Here is an 18,038-nt window from a genome sequence, read left to right on the forward strand (position 1 = left end):
TTCGGCCGGGGCCCGAGGTCCGGGCGAGGAGGCCTCCAGCACCCCCTCCTACCTTGCGACCTGACCGCGCCAACCGTGGAGGTTCCCCCGTGTCCGCACCCGTAGAGACCGAGCCCCAAGCCGCTTCCCCGCAGTGCCCCGCCCACCGCTCCGGCGACCTGTTCCCGCTGCCCGGCTCCAGCTACCGAGGCCCCGCCCCGCGCTACCAGGAGCTGCGGGAGCAGGAGCCGGTGGTGCGGGTACGCACCGAAGGCGGCGTCGACGCCTGGCTGGTGACCCGCTACAAGGACGTACGGGAACTGTCGGCCGACCCGCGGCTGAGCCGTGCCCGGGCATGCGGTCCCGGCGCTCCGCGCGTCGGCGGAACCATGCACACCACCCCCGAAATGATCATCTCGCTCGATTCGCCCGAGCACTCGCGGCTGCGCAAGCTGGTCGCCGGAGCGTTCACCCTGCGCCGGGTGGAGCGGATGCGCCAGGGAGTGCAGCAGGTCGCCGACCAGCTCCTCGACGACATGCAGGGCCGACAGGGCCCCGTCGACCTGGTGCAACAGCTGGCCGTGCCGCTCCCGCTCACCGTCATCGGCGAACTCCTCGGCGTGCCGGCCCAGGACCTGCGCGACTTCGAGAAGTGGGCGCGTGCCTTCGCCACCGTCGACGACCGGGCCGGCGGCGAGGAATCGCTCCAGGGACTCGCCAAGCTCAGCGAGTACATCGTCGGCCTCGTCGCCGACAAGCGGGCCGCCCCCGCCGACGACATGCTCTCCGAACTGATCGCCGCCCGCGACAACGACGACCGGCTCAGCGAGGAGGAGCTCGTCACCTTCGGCTTCACCCTGATCGGGGCGGGCTTCGACACCACCGCCAACCAGCTCGCCAACTCCGTGCTCGCCCTCCTCGCCGACCACCCCGGCCAGTGGCGGTGGCTCGCCGAGGACCACAGCCGGATACCGCGCGCCGTCGACGAACTGCTGCGCCATGTCAACCTGTTCGCCACCGACACCACCGGCTTCCCGCGCATTGCCGCCGAGGACATCGAGGTCGGCGGGGTGACCATCCCCAAGGGCGACGCGGTACTCCTCTCGCTCGCCTCCGCCAACCGCGACCCGGCGGTCTTCGCAGACCCCGACCGGCTCGACCTGGACCGCGCCCGCAACCCGCACATCTCCTTCGGCCACGGCGTGCACCACTGCCTGGGCAAGCACCTCGGCCGGATGGAGCTGGAGATCGCACTGGAAGGGCTGCTGCGCCGCTTTCCCGATCTGCGCCTCGCCGTCCCCGAGAGCGAACTCCCGTGGCACACCGGGGAGATCAACCACACGCTGACCAGCCTGCCGGTGACCTGGGGCGAGCAGGCGTGAACGCTACGGCAGTCCTGCTGCGGCCGCGGTCGGACACCGACCTCCCCGGCCGGCTGGCCCGCTCGGCGGCCGTGACGCGCACGGGCGCCCACCTGAGCACCGCGGAGGTCGCGGGCTGGCTCGCCGAGCGGGCCCGCGCCCACCCCTTCGCCGTGCGCCGCGTCCCGCTCACGGAGCTGGACGGCTGGTGCTTCGACGACGCGAGCGGGGACCTGGGGCACCGCAGCGGGCGGTTCTTCACCGTACGGGGACTGCGCGCAGTCGTGGACGAGGGGCCGCGCCGCACCTGGGAGCAGCCCATCATCCACCAGCCGGAAGTCGGCATCCTCGGCCTCCTCGTGAAGGAGTTCGACGGTGTCCTGCACTTCCTGCTGCAGGCCAAGATGGAGCCCGGCAACCGCAATCTGCTCCAGCTCTCACCCACCGTCCAGGCCACCCGCAGCAACTACACCGGGGTGCACCGGGGAGGCACGGTGCGCTACCTCGAACACTTCGTCGGGCCGGAGGGCGGGCAGGTGCTCGCCGACGTCCTGCAGTCCGAGCACGGCTCATGGTTCTACCGGAAGTCCAACCGGAACATGATCGTCGAGGCGGCGGGGGACGTCCCCGTGCACGAGGACTTCCGCTGGCTGACCCTCGGCCAGATCGGTGAGCTGCTGCACCGGGACAACGTCGTCAACATGGACGCCCGCACCGTTCTGGCCTGCGCCCAGGTCGGGCATCCGGAGGGCGGGGCCCTGCACTCCGACCTGGAAGTCCTCTCCTGGATCACCGGCGAGCGGTCCCGGCGCGAGGTACGCACCGAGCTGGTCGGGCTGCGCGGGGTGGGGGGCTGGGTGCACGAGGAGTACGGCATCCGGCACGCGCAGGGCCGCCACTTCCGGGTCGTCGGCGTCGACGTCGAAGCGGGCAGCCGGGAGGTGGACGGCTGGCGGCAGCCCCTGTTCGAGCCGTGCGGGACGGGCGTCAGTGCCTTCCTCACCCGCAGGTTCGGCGGCGTGCTCCACCTGCTGGCGCACGCCCGAGTGGAGGCGGGCTTCCTCGACACCATCGAGCTGGGCCCCACCGTCCAGTACACCCCGACGAACTTCGAGCACCTCGTGCCCGCCGACCGGCCGCCCTTCCTGGACGCGGTCCTCGGGGCCGCCCCGGCGCGCATCCGCTACGAGGCGCTGCACTCCGAGGAGGGCGGCCGCTTCCTCAACGCGGAGAGCCGCTACCTGCTCATCGACTCCACCGAGGACGAGGCGCCGCTGCGGCCGCCGCCGGGGTACCGGTGGATCACCCCCGGGCAGCTCAACTCCCTGGCCCGGCATGGCCACTACGTCAACGTGGAGGCACGGACGCTGCTCTCGGTGTTCAACTCCGGGGCGGTCGCCGTCTGAGCGCGGGGGTGTACGAACGGCCGACGGCGGCACACCACCGGGTGTGCCGCCGTCGGCCGTTCTCAGGACCGAGGAGCGCTAGCTGCGGTACTGCGCCGTCAGTTTCTCCATGGTGGGGACCAGCTCGGTGGGCGCCGGCATGGCCAGCCACTCCGCGTGCAAGGTGTCCGTCCCCTTGCGGAAGAGCGGCTCCTCCAGAACGCGCTGGATGCTCTCGCGGATCTCCCGCGGCGACTGCCGCGAGTGGTTCAGGGCAAGGCCGCCGCTGCGGCCCGTCACGTAGTCCGCGTACGCGGCGCACTCCAGCTCCCCGCTCGTCTCGATCAGCTGCGGCACCTTCTGCGCCACCGCCGCCGCGAAGGTTCCGCCGCCGCCGTGGTGGACGACGGCCTCGCACGTCCCGAGCAGGGCACTCAGCGGGACGAAGTCGAGGGTGCGCGTATTGGCCGGCACCTTCTGCCCCTCCAGTTGCAGCGCGTCGAAGGTGGCCACCACCTCGGCGTCCAGGCCCCCCACAGCCTCCAGCACGTCGGCGAGCAAATGGCCGTCGGTGTAGTTCAAGGCCCGGCCGGAGGTCCCGAGGGTGACCGCCACCCGGGGGCGCTGCGGGGTCTCCGTCAGCCACCGGGGGAGCACCGCACCACCCGCGGCCGGGACGCGGCGCATCGAGACCACGCGCGGCTCGGTGGTGGGCAGACGCAGGGCCGCGGGGGTCGGGTCGATCGTCCACTGGCCGAGGACCAGCTCCTCGTCGACCTCCAGACCGTACCGCCGGGCGATCGGCGCGACGATCTGCGCCGTCGGATCGGCGGCCCCCGAGGCGAGGGACCGCTCGCGGCCCCATGCCCAGTAGTCCGGACCGCACAGCAGCCGGGCGTGCGCGGCCCCGCACAGCCGGGCCGCCACGGCCGCGGCGGGCCACTGCTCCCACACGATCAGGTCCGGCCGCCAGTTCCGGGCGAAGGCGACGACGTCGTCGACCCCGGGAGAAGGGGAGTCGGTCCGTACCGTGTTGTACATCCGGACCGCGCCCAGCAGCAGCGTGAACATCTCGGCGGCCGGCCGGTCGGCCGGATCCGACACCAGCGCGGCGAGCAGCTGGTTGCTCTCCTCCTCGTCCGGCATGAAGTCCTCCGCCGCCGACAGCGGGGCCATCGTGTCCGGCGTGCCGATCTCGACCGCGGTGAGACCCGCCGCGGTGACGGTCGGGGTGAGAAGGGGGTGCGAGGCGACACACACCTCGTGCCCCGCGCTCTGCAGGGCCTGGGCCAGCGGCACTCCGGGGTACAGGTGTGCCGCCATCGGCCAGATGGCGAACATGATGCGCATGAAGGATCCGTCCTCTGCCAGGGAGCGTTTCCCCGACCGTGCCAGCGCGCCCTCGACCGGATCTGGAGCGCCGGTCCAACCCGCGGGCCTTCGAGCGGGACTTGAGCAGAACGCGAGCGCGTCGGGTAAGACTTGGCGGTCGGTACCGGTCTATTCCAGGAGCGCAGCATGAACGTCCCCCCGTCCCGGGTGCCGGTCCTCGAATGGGCGGGGGTGTCCGCCCGGCGGCTGGAGCGCAGCTCGCTGGCGGTACCCGGCACGGCGACCGGGCCCGCCGACGTGGTGGCCCGGCTGTGCGGGGCACACGCCCAGGTGCTGTCCGCGGCCGAGCTCTCCGTCGGGCTGCGGCTGTCGGACATCACGCGGGATGGGGTACGGGATGCCCTCTGGCGGGATCGCACCCTGGTCAAGACGTACGGTCCGCGCGGCACCGTCCACCTGTTGCCGACCCAGGACCTTCCGATGTGGACCGGTGCGCTGTCCGCGCTGCCCGCCTCCGCCGGGAACGGCCGGGGCGGCGTCGACCTCCTCAGCCCGCAGCAGACCGAAGAGGTGATCGCCGCGATCGCCGACGCCCTGCACGACGCCGAACTCAGTGCCGACGACCTGACGGAGGCAATCGTCGAGCGCACCGGCCCGTGGGCCGCCGACCCCGTGATGGAGGCCTTCCAGGGCAAGTGGCCGTGCTGGCGCACCGCCATGGACCTGGCCGCCAACCGGGGCGCCCTGTGCTTCGCTCCCAACCAGGGGCGCAAGGCCGCCTACACCAGCCCGCACCGCTGGCTGCCCGGCTTCACCCCCACCGAGGGAAACGCCGCACTGGCCGCTCTGGTCAAGTCGTACCTGTACGCCTACGGGCCCGCCACGCCCCAGCACTTCGCCCGCTGGCTGGCCGCCCCGCGCCGCTGGGCCAGTGAGCTGTTCGCCTCGCTCGGCGAGGAGATCCAGCAGGTCGAGCTGGCCGGGGAGCGCGCCTGGGTGGTCGCGGGCGACACGGAGGTGCCGGCGGAACCGGCGCGGGGGCTGGTGCTGCTGCCGTACTTCGACGCGTATCTCATCGGCTGCCAGCCGCGCGAGCTGCTCTTCCCGGGCGCGGCGGCGGGCCGCGCGCTGGCCGCGGGGCAGGCGGGGAACTTCCCCGTGCTCCTCGTCGACGGACAGGCCGCGGGGGTCTGGCACCAGCGTCGTGCCGGCAAGAAGCTGTTCGTCACGGTGGAGGAGATCACGCCGCTCACCGCCGTGCAGCGCAAGGAGCTCGACGCGCAGGTGGAGCGCGTCGGCGAGATCCTCCAGGGCCGGACGGAACTGACGCTGGGCAAGGTGGCGGTGGGCCCCCACGCGTGAGCGTGAGGGCCGGACGTCCCGGCCGGGCGCACGGGCGAGTTGTCAATGACGGTTCCGCCGGGCGCAGAGGCCCGTTGTCACCTCGCTCGCCACATGTCTTCGAGCGAGGTGCGCAGCGCGATCTCCGGCTTCCAGCCGAGCAGGTCCGCGGCGAGCCGGTTGTCGACGCGCATCCAGTCGCCGCCCAGGCCCGGTACCGGAGCGAGCCGCTGTGCGACGAGACCGGCGGGCGGGCCGGCGATCGAGACGAGGAGGCCGACCAGGTCCGGGAGGGCGGTGGCCGTGCCGCTGCCGATGTTGACGACCCGGCCGCTCACGGATGACGCCGCCGCCAGGACCACGGCCCTGGACACGTCGCGCACGTCGACGAAGTCCCGGCGGGCGGAGCGGGCGACGGTCAGCACCGTGGGGGAGCCCTCCTCGGTGGCCGTGCGCAGGCGCTGCAGCAGTTTCCCGAGGAAGGCGGCCGGTGAGGGGTGCGGGCCGCACACGTTGGCGAGCCGCAGTACGAGTGCGTCCGCGGTGCCCGAACGGGCCGCCGTCAGGACGCGGTCGGTGCCCGCGAGGCGGCTGCGCGTATAGGTGTTCACCGGGGCGGGCACCAGAGACTCGTCCATGAGGGTGCCGTCCGGGACGGGCCCGTACTCGTGCATCGAGCCGAGCTGGATCAGTCGCGGGGGCCGGGGCAGCCGGGCCAGTGCGGCGAGCAGGTCCTCGACAGCGTGGACGTTCGTACGGGCCATCTCCTCGTCGGTCCGGTCCCAGCCGTCGTTCGCGTTGGCCCCGTCCGTCGCGTTCACGACGACGCCGACACGCTCCCGGTGCAGCAGGGCGGCGATGCGGGCGGGGCCCGCGGAGGTGAGGTCGAGGCGCCGGAAAGCGGACGCGGGGACGTGCGGGGCGTTGTTGCGGGCCAGTGCGAGGACGTCGTGGCCCCGGGCGGCGAACGCGGCCAGGAGGTGGCGTCCGATCCAGCCGGTGCCGCCGACGACGGCGACCCGGGCGGGGGAGGGGGTGGCGTGCACGTCAGACCGTGTGCCAGGCGGCGTCGCGGGCGGGGGAGCCGGTATCGAGGGTGGCGACGAACATGCCCACCCTGGGCCCGCGCGGGTGGTACGTCACCGAGCAGCCCGCGTGCGCGAACGCGGTCTCGTACTCCTCGCGCGTGAACAGGGCCAGGTCGTGGCTGTCGATGAAGTGCTGCACGCCCGTCGCGGAGTCGGCGACGAGGTAGTGCGCCACCACCTGCGCGAAGTCCCCCTTTCTGGTGGCGTGGGAGATCCTGGAGATGGTGCGGTCCTCCTCCGTGGCGAGGGTGCTCATGATCTGGCCGGGGACGAACTCGTCGGGGAAGTACCAGGGTTCGAGGACGATGACCCCGCCCGGGTTGAGGTGACGGGCGAAGGTCCGCATCGAGGCGGTCAGTTCGGCGGCGGTGCTCAGGTAGCCGACGGAGCTGAACATGCAGGTGATGACGTCGAAGGCGGAGTCCAGCCGGAAGTTCTCCATGTCGCCCTGGTGGACGGGCACCCCGGGCAGGTTGCGCCGGGCCAGCCGCACCATGTCCTCGGACACGTCGATCCCCTCCACGTGAGCGAACTCCTCGCGGAAGTAACGCAGATGGGGCCCGTTGCCGCAGGCCACGTCCAGCAGGGAGGAGGCACCCGGGCCGCCTGCCTGCCGGGCGAGCGCGACGGCCTCGGCGGCCTCGGCCCGGTAGTCCTTGCGGCGGGCCCGGTACACGGCTTCGTATATGTCGGCCCGTTCGTAGACCTCGCCGAGGCTCTGCCTGGTCATGGTGTCTCCTTCGTGCGCCCGTGAGGGACCGGCGCGTCAGTGATGGGACGAAGTGTCAGCGGATGACGGCGTCGGTCGCCGCGGCGGGCCCGACGAAGTCGAGCAGCAGCCGCGCCTCGCCCAGCACCGCCTCGCCCTGCGCGTCGCTCAACGGCCGGAACGGCTCGATGCGCAGCTCGCCGCCCGCCAGTTTCCAGCAACCGTGCACGAACCCGTCGACGAGGAACAGCGGCACGCCGAGCGACGCCGTGGGAGAGATCCGCCGCCGGTCGGCGTCGCCGATGATCCGGGTGCGGTCCTTGTGCCCGAGCGCCGCGTTGTCGAAGGCGGGCAGGAAGCGCACCGGCGCCGGCATTCCGGGGTCCGCGACCGGTGCGTCGGGCAGGTCGAAAAGTTCCCTGCCCTCCTCGGTCCGGAAGACCCGCAGCCGGGGCCGCAGCGTGTCGACGACCTCGCGCAGCCGGGTCAGCCCCGACCACGCCTGTACGTCGGGCACGCTCGCCGGCCCGAAGGACTCCAGGTAGCGCAGGATCATGGTGTCCGGACGCGGCCCGTCCGCCATGGGGATGCCGGTCCAGTCCTGGGCGAGGGCCACCGGGGTCTGCCGGCGGTTGCCCCAGGCGCCCCAGACACCGTTGGGGGGCGGATGCACGACACCTTCGAGGAGCTCCACCGCGTTGGCCATTCGCACACCGTGCCGGCCGGGGAACCGCTCGGCGAGCACCCGGCCGAGGGAGCTGCGGGTGTGTGCCTGACGCGCCATCGACTCGCGTGCGACGGCGGTGAGTTCCTTGAGGTCCAGGCCGCTGGTCTCGTCCGCGTAGTACGCGTGGGTGAGGGCGCTGCCCACGATCGGCTGCACGGTGGGCCGCAACCAGGAGAAGTCCGCGGCCGCTGCCACGTGCTGGGTGCGGCGCACCATCGTTCCCCGTACCACGCTCCGGTCGTGGAAGAGCGCCGTCAGCTGCTCGTGCCGGAACGACTCCGCCCGGGTCCACAGGCCCACGTACGCCCAGTTGGGCTCCTGGGCCTGGAGGGCGACCAGCCGGCCGACCACGTCGAGCACCGGCATCGTGGTGCGCTCCAGCAGGAACTGCCGGGAGAGCAGAGTGCGGTTGAGGGTGCGCAGGTCGAGGGTTCTCATACGGAGGAGCCTTACTGGGCGGCGGAGGAGAAACGCACTGCGAGGTTCCCCCGGTGTTTGCCCGCGAGCAGGTCGAGCAGCGCCCCGGGCGCCGCCTCCACACCGCCCTCGACGACCGTCTGCGGGAAGACGAACCGCCCCTCGGCGAGCCACTTGGCGAAGTGCTCCGTCCAGGCCCAGATCTGCTCGGGCGTGTGATAGGTCGCGTACGGACGCAGTTCGAGGTGGCGGGTGATGGCGGTCATCAGGTCGAGCCTCGGGTGTCCGCCCGTACCGCCGCCGATCTGCCCGGACAGGGCACCGCACAGCGCGAACCTGGCGTGCAGCGCGGCCGCCTGGACCGCAGCCTCGAACTGCTCGCCGCCCACGTTGTCGAAGAAGACGTTGATGCCGTCCGGGGCGAGCTCCCGCAGCTGGTCGAGGACCGGCCCGTCGTGGTAGTCGAACGCCGCGTCGTAGCCCAGCTCGTCGACGAGGTAGGCGACCTTCTCCTTGCTGCCCGCGCTGCCGATCACCCTGGCCGCGCCCCGGCACTTGGCGATCTGCCCGGCGAGCGAGCCCACCCCGCCGGCCGCCCCCGACACGAAGACCACGTCGTCCTCGCCGGCCTGCGCGAGAGTGGCCATCCCGTAGTAGGCGGTCGGCCCCTGCGAGAGGTAGTACGAGGAACTCGGGAACAGCCCGGCGTCCAGCTTGTGGAAGGAGGCGGCGGGCCCGGTCGTGTACTCGCCCCAGCCGGCCATCGTCTGCACCAGGTCACCCACCGCCAGGTCCTCGCTGCGCGAGCGGACGACCGTGCCGACCTCACCGCCGCCGATCCGTCCACCGACCCGGTACGGGGGCACAGGAAGCGGACAGTCGGGCCGCATCAGGTCCTGGTAGGCCGCCGCCACGAAGACGTGGTCGATGCGCACCAGCACCTCTCCGGGCCCCGGCTCCACCACCGGCACCTCGGCGATCTCGAAGTTCGCGGCCGTGGCCGCGCCGTCTAGGTGGGCTGCGAGGCGGACCTCGCGGGCGGTCTCCGGGATCCCGGGGGCCTCGGGGGCGACGCGGTCAGTGGGCATGTCCGTACCTTTCTCTCCGTGGTGATGGCGGCCCATGCTGTCCGCCCCCGCTCGAACGCGCGTCGTCCGCCGGTCGACCGGCCCCGCGCCACCGCCCCGCCCCTGCCGCTCTCGACCGGGCGTCTAGGCAGCGCCCCTAGCGTCGCGGGACCAGTCGTGTGCAAGTCGTGTGCAAGGGGAGGAACGAGCAGCGTGAGCCAGTCCGATTCGAGTACGACCGTCACGCCGGTCGCTGCGGCCGCCAGTACGGCCGAGGGCGCGGCCCGGCCGGAAGGCACCTGGACGGAGCGGTTCCGCCTGGAGGACAAGGTGTTCGAGAGCACCCTGCACCTCACCCCCGGCGGGCGGGCCTTCATCCTGGCCGGCCCCGCCCCCGGCGGCGGGGGCGCGGGAACCTGGACCGCGACCGCGGAGGGCGGCTTCTCCTACCGGATCGCGGAACGCCTGGTCGCCGAGGACGGCACCTTCATCGGCTGGGTCGACATAGACCACCACGCCGACCTGAGGGGCGACACCTTCACCAGCCGGGGCATCTCCACGGTCTACGACGCCGACGACAAGGTCACCGCGAGCGTGCCCGTCGAAGCCGAGGCGACCCGTAACCCGTCCCCCTCTGCCAACCCCTAAGGAGTCATCGTGCGCATCCTCTTCTTCACCGGCGGCGGCCGGGCCACCGTCCACGCGCTGCTGCCGCTCGCCTCGTCCTGCCGGACCGAGGGGCACGAGGTCATCGTGGCCACCCCGCAGGAAGACCTGGCGGCCGTCACCGAACACGGCCTGCCGGCCTTCGCCATGTCCGAGATGGGCGTCTTCAAGGCGATGTTCTGGGACCGCGAGGGCAACAAGCTGGACCGCCCCCGGGGCGAGGCCGCCGAGTGCGAGTTCGCCAGCCGGGGGTTCGCCCGCATGGCGGCGGACAGCTTCGACGCGGTGGCCGACCTCGCCGACCACTGGCGCCCCGACCTGGTCGTCGGCGGCACCCGCAACTACGGGGCCGCCCTCATCGCCCACCACGCCAAGGTCCCGTACGTCTGTCAGGCCTGGGACGCCCTCGAACGGGACCCGGGCGACCTGGAGTTCGTCACCGACGAGCTGCGACCGGAACTGGAGAGGCTCGGCCTGGACGCCTTCCCCCGGGAGGACCTCTACCTCCACATCACCCCGGCGTCCCTGCGCCCGGAGGGCGCGGAGCCCGCCCAGTACATGCGCTGGACCCCCGGCAGCACCCAGCTGCCGCTGGAACCCTGGGTGTACCGGCGCCCGGAGCGCAAGCGGGTCCTGGTGACGTCCGGCTCCCGTGCGGCCATGATCGACACGCTCGGGACGGACTTCTTCCGCCCCGTCATCGAGAACCCCGTCTTCCAGGACGTGGAGCTGCTGATCGCGACCCAGGAACCGGTCGCCGAGAAGCTCCGCGCGCAGTGGCCCGGCATCCGCGCCGGCTACGTGCCCCTGGACACCGTCATCCCTTCCTGCGACCTGCTGGTGCACCACGGCGGCGGCCAGACCTGCATGTACGCGGCGGCGGCCGGCGTTCCGCAGCTCGTCTTCCCGGACATGCTGGCCTCGGCGATACCGATGCGGCGCTTCGACGCGTACGGTGCCTCGATCACCCTGAACCTGGTGGAACCGCCGGAGCGGATCGAGGAGGCGGGCCGCAAGCTGCTCGACGACCCGTCCTACCGGGAGCGGGCGGGGGCCCTCGCCGCCGAGATCGCCGCGCTGCCGACGACCTCGCAGATCGTACGGAAGCTGGAGGACCTGGTCGCTTCCGCGCGCTGAACTTCCCGGCGCGAACGCCCGAGGCCCCCGGCAGAAATGCCGGGGGCCTCGGGCGTCGACGCCCTTCGCGCTCTCGTCCTCGCGCTCAGGTGTGCGCGACGTCCAGACCGCCGTCGATGGTGACGATCTGGCCGGTCACCTGCGCGCTCGCCGGGTCGGCGAGGTACAGGATCCAGCGGGCCACCTCGTCCGCCTCGGCCACCCGGCCCAGCGGAATCGCGTGCGCCACGCCCGCCAGCAGCCCCTCGGCCTGCTCCGGAGCGAGCCCGCCCGCCACGTACGCCTCGGTCCTTACGAAACCGGGTGCGACCGCGTTGACCCGGATGCCCCGGGGGGCCAGTTCGGCCGCCCAGCTCCGGCAGAAGCTGTGCACGGCGGCCTTGCTCGCACAGTAGAGGGAGCTCTCGGGGCCCGGGTTGTGGCCGCCCCGGCTGGAGACGAGAACCAGCCGGCCGCCCGGGGAGCGGAGCTGCGGCAGCAGGCGGGTGGTCAGCAGGGCGAGGCCCAGGACGTTGGTGGCCAGTACCTGCTGGGCGGCTGCCGGGTCCCACGCGGTCAGCGGGGAGGGCCGGAAGACGCCCGCGTTGTGCACCAGGACGTCCAGGGCGCCGCCGTACGTGCGTACCGCGTCGGCGACGGCGTCCGCGCCCTCCCCGGAGGTCACGTCGGCGGGCAACGGGACCAGGGCCGTGTGGAGTTCGGCCACTTCGTCCAGGCGCTCCTTGCGGCGCCCGGTGATGATCACCGTACGCGCCCCGCCGGCGGCGAACGCCAGGGCGGTGGCGCGGCCGATCCCGGTGCCGCCGCCGGTGACGACGACGGTCTGGTCCGCGAAGGGCTGCGTGGCGGGCTGTGAGGTCACGAGCGGTGCCTTTCCCGTGCGAAGGAGGTCGGTCGGCATCAGACGACGTGCACGGTCGGCACGTAGAAGATCCACTTGCCGCCGCTCTCCTTGAACCCCTGCTCCTTGCGCATGATCTCCTCGGCGTGGTTCCAGGCGAACAGCAGCGCGTAGTCGGGGTAGGCGCGGGAGAACTCCTCGGCGGGCACGACCGGGATGTGCGCCCCCGGCGAGAGCCGGTCCTGCTTGGCGGGGGTGGTGTCGCAGACGTAGTCGACCAGGTCGGGGCCGATGCCGCAGTAGTTGGTGACCGTGGCGCTCTTGGCCGTGGCACCGTACGCGGCCACCGAGCGGCCCTCGGCGCGCAGCCTGCGCAGCAGGGCGTTCAGGTCGGTGCGGATGCGCGCCACGTTCGAGGCGAAGGACTCCAGCGTCGGCAGGGCGCTGAGGCTGCGCGCGTTCTCCTCGGCGACGAGCGCGGCCACCGCCGGGGTCGCGGAGCGCGCACCGGCGCGGGCCAGCGTGTAGCGGACCTCGCCGCCGTGCACCGGCAGCCGCCGCACGTCGACGAGTTCGAGGCCGAACCGGGACGCCATCTCGGAGACCGAGCGGGCGGTGAAGAAGAAGTAGTGCTCGTCGTAGATCTGGTCGAAGGAGGTCTTCTCGACGATGTCGCCGAGGTACGGGTCCTCGAAGACGAACACCCCGTCGGGCCCGAGCAGCGCGTCGACGCCGCGCAGGATCGAGTCCATGTACGGGATGTGGCAGAGGGTGTTGGCGGCGTAGATCACGTCGGCGGGGCCGTCCGCCGACCGGATCGCGGTCGCCGTGGACTCCTCGAAGAAGTCGTTGCGCACCCGGATCCCGCGCGAGCGGGCGACCTCGGCGACACCGCCCGAGGGCTCGACGCCCAGGTGCCGGACGCCGGCGTCGCTGACCGTCTTCAGCATGATCCCGTCGTTGCAGCCGAGCTCGACGACGAACGGGTCGGCCGACTTCAGCTCCGACTCCAGGAACTCCCGCGCGGTGGAGGCGAAGTGCTCGGTCATCACGGACGAGCCCGAGGAGTGGTACGGGTAGTCCTCGTGGAACATCTTCTCGCGCGGGACCTCCTCGACGAGCTGGACCATGGTGCAGGTGCCGCAGACGCCGACGGCCAGCCGGTAGAAGAACTCGTTGTCGATGTCCGCCGGCTTGAGGAAGGCGTCCGACAGGGGCTGGCGCCCCAGGTCGAGGAACTCGCTCACCTCGCTCTCGCAGATGCGGCACTTGGCCGGGGCGGACGCCGTCTGGTGGGTCGGTTCGCTCATGAGCGGGCTCCTTCTGATCCGTGCGGACGGCCCGTGGACCGGGCGGCGGCGGGGTGTGCGTGCAGCCGGGAAGGTGTCAGTGCGGGCTCGAAGTCGGCTTGAGCCCGCTCATAGCCCCGCCGCCTAGCCTCCGGCCATGAACACACCGGGAACGCAACAGGCACCACGGGCGGTTACGGACGTACCGGAGGGCAGCGGCGGCCCGCTGAGCGGGCTGCGCGTCGTGGAGTTCGCGGGCATCGGCCCCGTTCCGTTCGCCTGCATGATGCTCGCCGACCTGGGCGCCGAGGTGATCCGGATCGACCGGGCCGACGGGCGGCGGCCGTTCGGCGGCTGGCACCGGGTCCTCGACCGGGGCCGCCGCTCCCTCGCGCTGGACCTCAAGGACCCCGGGGCCGTCGCCGCGGCGCTGCGGCTCGCGGACCGCGCCGATGTCGTCGTGGAGGGCTTCCGGCCCGGCGTCGCCGAACGGCTCGGTGTCGGCCCCGAGGTGTGCCGGGCCCGGAACCAGGCACTGGTGTACGCCCGGATGACCGGCTGGGGGCAGGACGGGCCACTGGCGCAGGCCCCCGGCCACGACATCAACTACATCGCCCTGACCGGCGCACTGGACGCCATCGGCACCTCCGGCGGCCCGCCCGTACCGCCCGTCAACCTGCTCGGCGACTTCGCGGGCGGCGGGATGCTGCTGGTCTGCGGCGTCCTCGCCGCCCTCCAGGAACGCGGCACCTCGGGGCGCGGCCAGACCGTCGACGCGGCCATCGTGGACGGCACCGCGTCCCTGCTCGGCATGCTGCTCGCCATGCGGGACGAGGGCGCCTGGAACCGGCCGCGCGGCGGCAACCTGCTCGACGGCGGAGCCCCGTACTACACGACGTACGCCTGCGCCGACGGCGAGCACGTGGCCGTGGGCGCCCTCGAACCGCGCTTCTACGCCGATCTCGTCGCCGGCCTCGGCCTTGCCGGCGACGAGATCCCCGACCGTACGGACGAGGCCAACTGGCCTGCTCTTCGCGCCCTGTTCGCGGCCCGGTTCGCCGCCCGCACGCGAGCGGAGTGGGCGGCGTCCTTCACCGGAACCCAGGCCTGCGTCACCCCCGTGCTGTCCGTACGGGAAGCGGCCCGCGACCCGCACCTGAGAGCGCGCGGCACCTATGTGGACGGCGTGCCCGCACCCGCGCCGCGCTTCGGCCGCACCCCCGCCCCGCCACCCGCACGGGCACCCCGGCCCGGCGAGCACACCCGGCGGCTCCTGCGCGACGGCGGCTGCACCGAGGCGGAGATCGGGCGGCTCATCGCCTCCGGAGCGGCCATGGAGGCGGACGGCACCCCGGACGGCACCCCGGACGACACCCGCGCTTGAGCGAGCCGCGAGGTGCCTGTCCCACTCTCCACCCACTCGACCAGCCCGACCACCCACACCCCTCATCCCACGGACCGACGGAGGCTGACCCGCCGATGACCACCCACGTCTGGGACTACCTGCCGGAATACGAGAAGGAGCGCGCGGACCTGCTGGACGCGGTGGAGACCGTGTTCTCCTCGGGACAACTGGTGCTCGGCAAAAGCGTGCGCGGCTTCGAGGAGGAGTTCGCCGCCTACCTCGGCGTCCGCCACTGCACCGGCGTCGACAACGGGACCAACGCCGTCAAACTCGCCCTCCAGGCCCGCGGCATCGGACCCGGCGACGAAGTCATCACCGTCTCCAACACCGCCGCACCCACCGTCGTCGCCATCGAGGGCGCCGGAGCGGTCCCGGTCTTCGTGGACGTCCACGACTCCGACTTCCTCATGGACACCGCCCAGGTGGAGGCCGCCATCACCCCGCGCACCAAGGCTGTGCTGCCGGTGCACCTGTACGGCCAGTGCGTCGACATGGCCCCGCTCCAGGCCCTCGCCGCCCGGCACTCCCTCGCCCTCGTCGAGGACTGCGCGCAGGCGCACGGGGCGCGCCGGCAAGGTCGGCTCGCGGGCACCATGGGCGACGCGGCCGCGTTCTCCTTCTACCCGACCAAGGTCCTGGGCGCGTACGGGGACGGCGGCGCCGTCGTCACCCACGACGACGACACCGACCGTGCCCTGCGCCAACTGCGCTACTACGGCATGGAGAAGACGTACTACGTCGTCCGCTCCCCGGGCCACAACAGCCGGCTCGACGAGGTGCAGGCCGAGATCCTGCGCCGCAAACTGACCCGCCTCGACTCCTACGTCGACGGCCGCCGCGCCGTCGCCCGCCGCTACCAGGAGGGCCTGGGCGACCTGGTCTCCCCGGACGGACTGCGCCTCCCGGTCACCAGCCCGGGCAACGATCACGTCTATTACGTCTACGTCGTGCGCCACCCCCGGCGCGACGAGATCATCGAGCGGCTGAAGGCCCACGGCATCGCGCTCAACGTCAGCTACCCGTGGCCGGTCCACACGATGACGGGCTTCGCCCACCTCGGGTACGCCCCCGGATCGCTTCCGGTCACCGAGGCCGCGGCCGGCGAGATCTTCTCGCTCCCCATGTACCCGTCACTCCCCGAAGACGTGCAGGACAGGGTGATCGCCACCTTGCGGGACGTCCTCGGGGCACTCTGAGGAGGCTTCGTCATGACCGTCATGAAAGGCATGAAGGGTCTGATACTGGCCGGGGGGCTGGGAAGCAGGCTCCGGCCCTTCAGCCATTCGATGCCCAAGCAGCTCATCCCGATCGCCAACCGGCCGGTCCTGGTGCACGTCATCGAGTCCCTGCGCGACCTGGGCGTCACCGACATCGGCGTCATCGTCGCCCCGCGCAGCGGGGAGATCGAGGAGGCCCTGGGTGACGGCGCCCAGTTCGGGGTGCGGCTCAGCTACATCCCGCAGGCCCAGCCGCGCGGTCTCGCCCACTGCGTCATGCTGGCCCGCGACTTCCTCGGCGACGACGACTTCGTGATGTACCTCGGCGACAACATGCTCACCGACGGCGTCCGCGACATCGCCGAGGACTTCCGCACCCACCGCCCCGCCGCCCAGATCGTCGTCCACAAGGTGGTGGACCCCAGCGAGTTCGGGGTAGCCGAGGTGGACGCGGAGGGCAGGGTGCTGCGGCTGGTGGAGAAGCCGCGCGAGCCGGCCGGGAACCTGGCCGTGATCGGCGTGTACTTCTTCACCGCCGCCGTGCACGCCGCCGTCGACGCCATCACCCCCAGCGCCCGCGGCGAACTGGAGATCACCGACGCCCTCCAGTGGCTCGTCGAGCACGGAGCGGACGTCCGGGCCCGCACGTACGAGGGCTTCTGGCGCGACACCGGCCGGGTCGAGGACGTACTGGAGTGCAACAGCGAACTCCTCAAGGGGCTGCAAGGAGCCGTGCACGGCGAGGTCGACGCCGACAGCGAGCTCATCGGCGCCGTCGTCGTGGAAGCCGGCGCCCGCATCGTGCGCTCGCGTGTCGTGGGGCCGGTCATCGTGGGCGCCGGGTCGGTGGTGGAGGACTGCAGCATCGGCCCCTGCACGACGATCGGGCCGCGCTGCAGGCTGCGCTCCTCGGAGATGGAGCACACCATCGTCCTGGAGGCCGCCTCCGTGACCGGTGTCGGCACGGTCCGCGGGTCGGTCATCGGCCGGCAGGCGACGGTCACCTCGGCCGTCGCACCCGGCTGGCACCGGCTGCTGGTGGGCGACCACGCCAGTGTCGAGGTGGCCGCGTGAAGGTCTTCGTCACCGGCGGCGCCGGTTTCATCGGCTCCGCGTACGTCCGAAACCTCCTCGACGGCCGCTACCCCGGCTTCGAACATGCCGAGGTCACCGTCCTCGACAAGCTCACCTACGCGGGCAACCGCGCCAACCTGCCCCCCGCCCACCCCCGGCTCGCCTTCGTGCACGGCGACGTGTGCCATCGTGACCTGCTCGCCGCCCTGCTGCCCGGGCACGACGTGGTCGTGCACTTCGCCGCCGAGTCGCACGTCGACCGCTCCCTGGTCGACGCCTCGGACTTCGTCCGTACGAACGTTCTCGGCACCCAGACCCTCCTCGACGCCTGCGTCGCGGCCGGCGTCCAGCGCGTCGTACACATCTCCACGGACGAGGTCTACGGGTCCATCGCGCACGGCTCCTGGCAGGAAGGGCAGCCGCTGCTGCCCAACTCGCCCTACGCCGCGTCCAAGGCCGCCGCCGACCTGATCGCCCGCTCGTACTGGCGCAGCCACGGCCTCGACCTGTCCCTGACCCGCTGCTCGAACAACTACGGCCCCCACCAGCACGTCGAGAAGCTCATCCCGCGCTTCGTCACCCGCCTTCTGGAAGGACTGCCGGTCGGCCTGTACGGCGACGGGCGCAACAGCCGTGAATGGCTGCACGTCGACGACCACTGTGGGGCCGTGCAGCGCGTCCTCACCCACGGCAGGGCGGGCGAGATCTACCACGTCGGCAGCGGCAACGAACACACCAACCGGGAGATCACCGATCTGCTGCTGGACCTGTGCGGCGCCGACCCCGCCCTGGTCCGGGCCGTCCCCGACCGCAAGGCGCACGACCGGCGCTACTCGCTCGACGACCGCAAGATCCGCGACGAGCTGGGGTTCGCCCCCCGGGTCCCGTTCGCGCAGGGACTCGCCGACACCGTCGCCTGGTACCGGGAGCACCCGCACTGGTGGCGGGCACCGGCGGCGGCGGGCACGAGGGAGGAAGCCCGATGAGCACGCACGAGTCGATG

At 72.4% G+C, this 18,038-nt stretch carries 16 protein-coding genes; 9 read left to right on the forward strand and 7 right to left on the reverse strand.

Annotation, left to right across the window (positions count from 1 at the left end; translation table 11 throughout):
- The first annotated feature begins 89 nt into the window (after window positions 1–89).
- Complete coding sequence (locus HNQ79_RS15580) at window positions 90–1,361, forward strand: cytochrome P450 (protein ID WP_229923627.1); 1,272 nt, start codon at window positions 90–92, stop codon at window positions 1,359–1,361.
- A complete protein-coding gene (locus tag HNQ79_RS15585; protein ID WP_185031349.1) occupies window positions 1,358–2,746 on the forward strand; it encodes an NDP-hexose 2,3-dehydratase family protein in 1,389 nt (462 codons plus the stop codon). Before HNQ79_RS15580 ends, HNQ79_RS15585 begins: the two co-directional genes overlap by 4 nt.
- A 78-nt stretch (window positions 2,747–2,824) precedes the next feature.
- On the opposite strand, the gene HNQ79_RS15590 is transcribed toward HNQ79_RS15585, so the two are convergent.
- Window positions 2,825–4,075, reverse strand: a complete 1,251-nt coding sequence (locus tag HNQ79_RS15590; protein WP_185031352.1) for a glycosyltransferase — start codon at window positions 4,073–4,075, stop codon at window positions 2,825–2,827.
- 168 nt (window positions 4,076–4,243) lie between these two features.
- Here HNQ79_RS15590 and HNQ79_RS15595 point away from each other — a divergent pair, with 168 nt between their 5' ends.
- The gene (locus tag HNQ79_RS15595) at window positions 4,244–5,419 is read left to right on the forward strand and encodes a winged helix DNA-binding domain-containing protein (protein WP_185031354.1); all 1,176 of its coding nucleotides are present in this window, start codon (window positions 4,244–4,246) and stop codon (window positions 5,417–5,419) included.
- Window positions 5,420–5,496: 77 nt separating this feature from the next.
- Here the strand turns inward: HNQ79_RS15595 and HNQ79_RS15600 are convergent, their stop codons facing one another.
- The 4 genes from HNQ79_RS15600 to HNQ79_RS15615 are packed head-to-tail and all read right to left on the reverse strand — an operon-like array spanning window position 5,497 to window position 9,427.
- Entirely contained in the window at window positions 5,497–6,444 is a 948-nt protein-coding gene (locus HNQ79_RS15600; RefSeq protein ID WP_185031356.1) for an NAD-dependent epimerase/dehydratase family protein, read from the reverse strand.
- Between the two features lies 1 nt (window position 6,445).
- Window positions 6,446–7,216 (reverse strand): class I SAM-dependent DNA methyltransferase, encoded by a 771-nt coding sequence (locus HNQ79_RS15605; protein ID WP_185031358.1) that lies wholly within the window; start codon window positions 7,214–7,216, stop codon window positions 6,446–6,448.
- Window positions 7,217–7,271: 55 nt separating this feature from the next.
- The gene (locus tag HNQ79_RS15610; protein WP_185031360.1) at window positions 7,272–8,360 is read right to left on the reverse strand and encodes a winged helix DNA-binding domain-containing protein; all 1,089 of its coding nucleotides are present in this window, start codon (window positions 8,358–8,360) and stop codon (window positions 7,272–7,274) included.
- An 11-nt stretch (window positions 8,361–8,371) separates the two neighbouring features.
- Entirely contained in the window at window positions 8,372–9,427 is a 1,056-nt protein-coding gene (locus HNQ79_RS15615; protein ID WP_185031362.1) for an MDR family NADP-dependent oxidoreductase, read from the reverse strand.
- Between the two features lie 192 nt (window positions 9,428–9,619).
- On the opposite strand from HNQ79_RS15615, the gene HNQ79_RS15620 reads away from it, so the two are divergent.
- Both HNQ79_RS15620 and HNQ79_RS15625 read left to right on the forward strand, forming a co-directional pair.
- Complete coding sequence (locus tag HNQ79_RS15620; RefSeq protein ID WP_185031365.1) at window positions 9,620–10,054, forward strand: hypothetical protein; 435 nt, start codon at window positions 9,620–9,622, stop codon at window positions 10,052–10,054.
- A 9-nt stretch (window positions 10,055–10,063) separates the two neighbouring features.
- On the forward strand, window positions 10,064–11,209 hold the full coding sequence (locus HNQ79_RS15625; RefSeq protein ID WP_185031367.1) for a glycosyltransferase: 1,146 nt from the start codon (window positions 10,064–10,066) through the stop codon (window positions 11,207–11,209).
- Window positions 11,210–11,294: 85 nt separating this feature from the next.
- Here HNQ79_RS15625 and HNQ79_RS15630 read toward each other — a convergent pair whose 3' ends face one another.
- Entirely contained in the window at window positions 11,295–12,071 is a 777-nt protein-coding gene (locus HNQ79_RS15630) for an SDR family NAD(P)-dependent oxidoreductase (protein WP_185031369.1), read from the reverse strand.
- Window positions 12,072–12,109: 38 nt separating this feature from the next.
- Window positions 12,110–13,360: a class I SAM-dependent methyltransferase gene (locus HNQ79_RS15635; RefSeq protein ID WP_185031371.1), complete on the reverse strand. Its 1,251-nt coding sequence runs from the start codon at window positions 13,358–13,360 to the stop codon at window positions 12,110–12,112.
- Window positions 13,361–13,496: 136 nt separating this feature from the next.
- Here HNQ79_RS15635 and HNQ79_RS15640 point away from each other — a divergent pair, with 136 nt between their 5' ends.
- The 4 genes from HNQ79_RS15640 to rfbB all read left to right on the forward strand — a co-directional run bounded on the left by HNQ79_RS15640 (window position 13,497) and on the right by rfbB (window position 18,021).
- Window positions 13,497–14,723 carry a CaiB/BaiF CoA transferase family protein gene (locus tag HNQ79_RS15640; RefSeq protein ID WP_185031373.1) on the forward strand — a complete coding sequence of 409 codons (1,227 nt, stop codon included), beginning with the start codon at window positions 13,497–13,499 and terminating at the stop codon, window positions 14,721–14,723.
- Window positions 14,724–14,818: 95 nt separating this feature from the next.
- On the forward strand, window positions 14,819–15,940 hold the full coding sequence (locus HNQ79_RS15645; protein WP_185031375.1) for a DegT/DnrJ/EryC1/StrS family aminotransferase: 1,122 nt from the start codon (window positions 14,819–14,821) through the stop codon (window positions 15,938–15,940).
- A 30-nt stretch (window positions 15,941–15,970) separates the two neighbouring features.
- Window positions 15,971–17,035 (forward strand): glucose-1-phosphate thymidylyltransferase, encoded by a 1,065-nt coding sequence (locus HNQ79_RS15650; RefSeq protein ID WP_185031617.1) that lies wholly within the window; start codon window positions 15,971–15,973, stop codon window positions 17,033–17,035.
- Window positions 17,032–18,021 carry a dTDP-glucose 4,6-dehydratase gene (gene rfbB, locus HNQ79_RS15655; protein WP_185031377.1) on the forward strand — a complete coding sequence of 330 codons (990 nt, stop codon included), beginning with the start codon at window positions 17,032–17,034 and terminating at the stop codon, window positions 18,019–18,021. The genes HNQ79_RS15650 and rfbB overlap by 4 nt, the downstream gene beginning before the upstream one ends.
- The last annotated feature ends 17 nt before the right edge of the window (window positions 18,022–18,038 follow it).

Source organism: Streptomyces candidus (assembly GCF_014207445.1).
Lineage (GTDB): Bacteria > Actinomycetota > Actinomycetes > Streptomycetales > Streptomycetaceae > Streptomyces > Streptomyces candidus.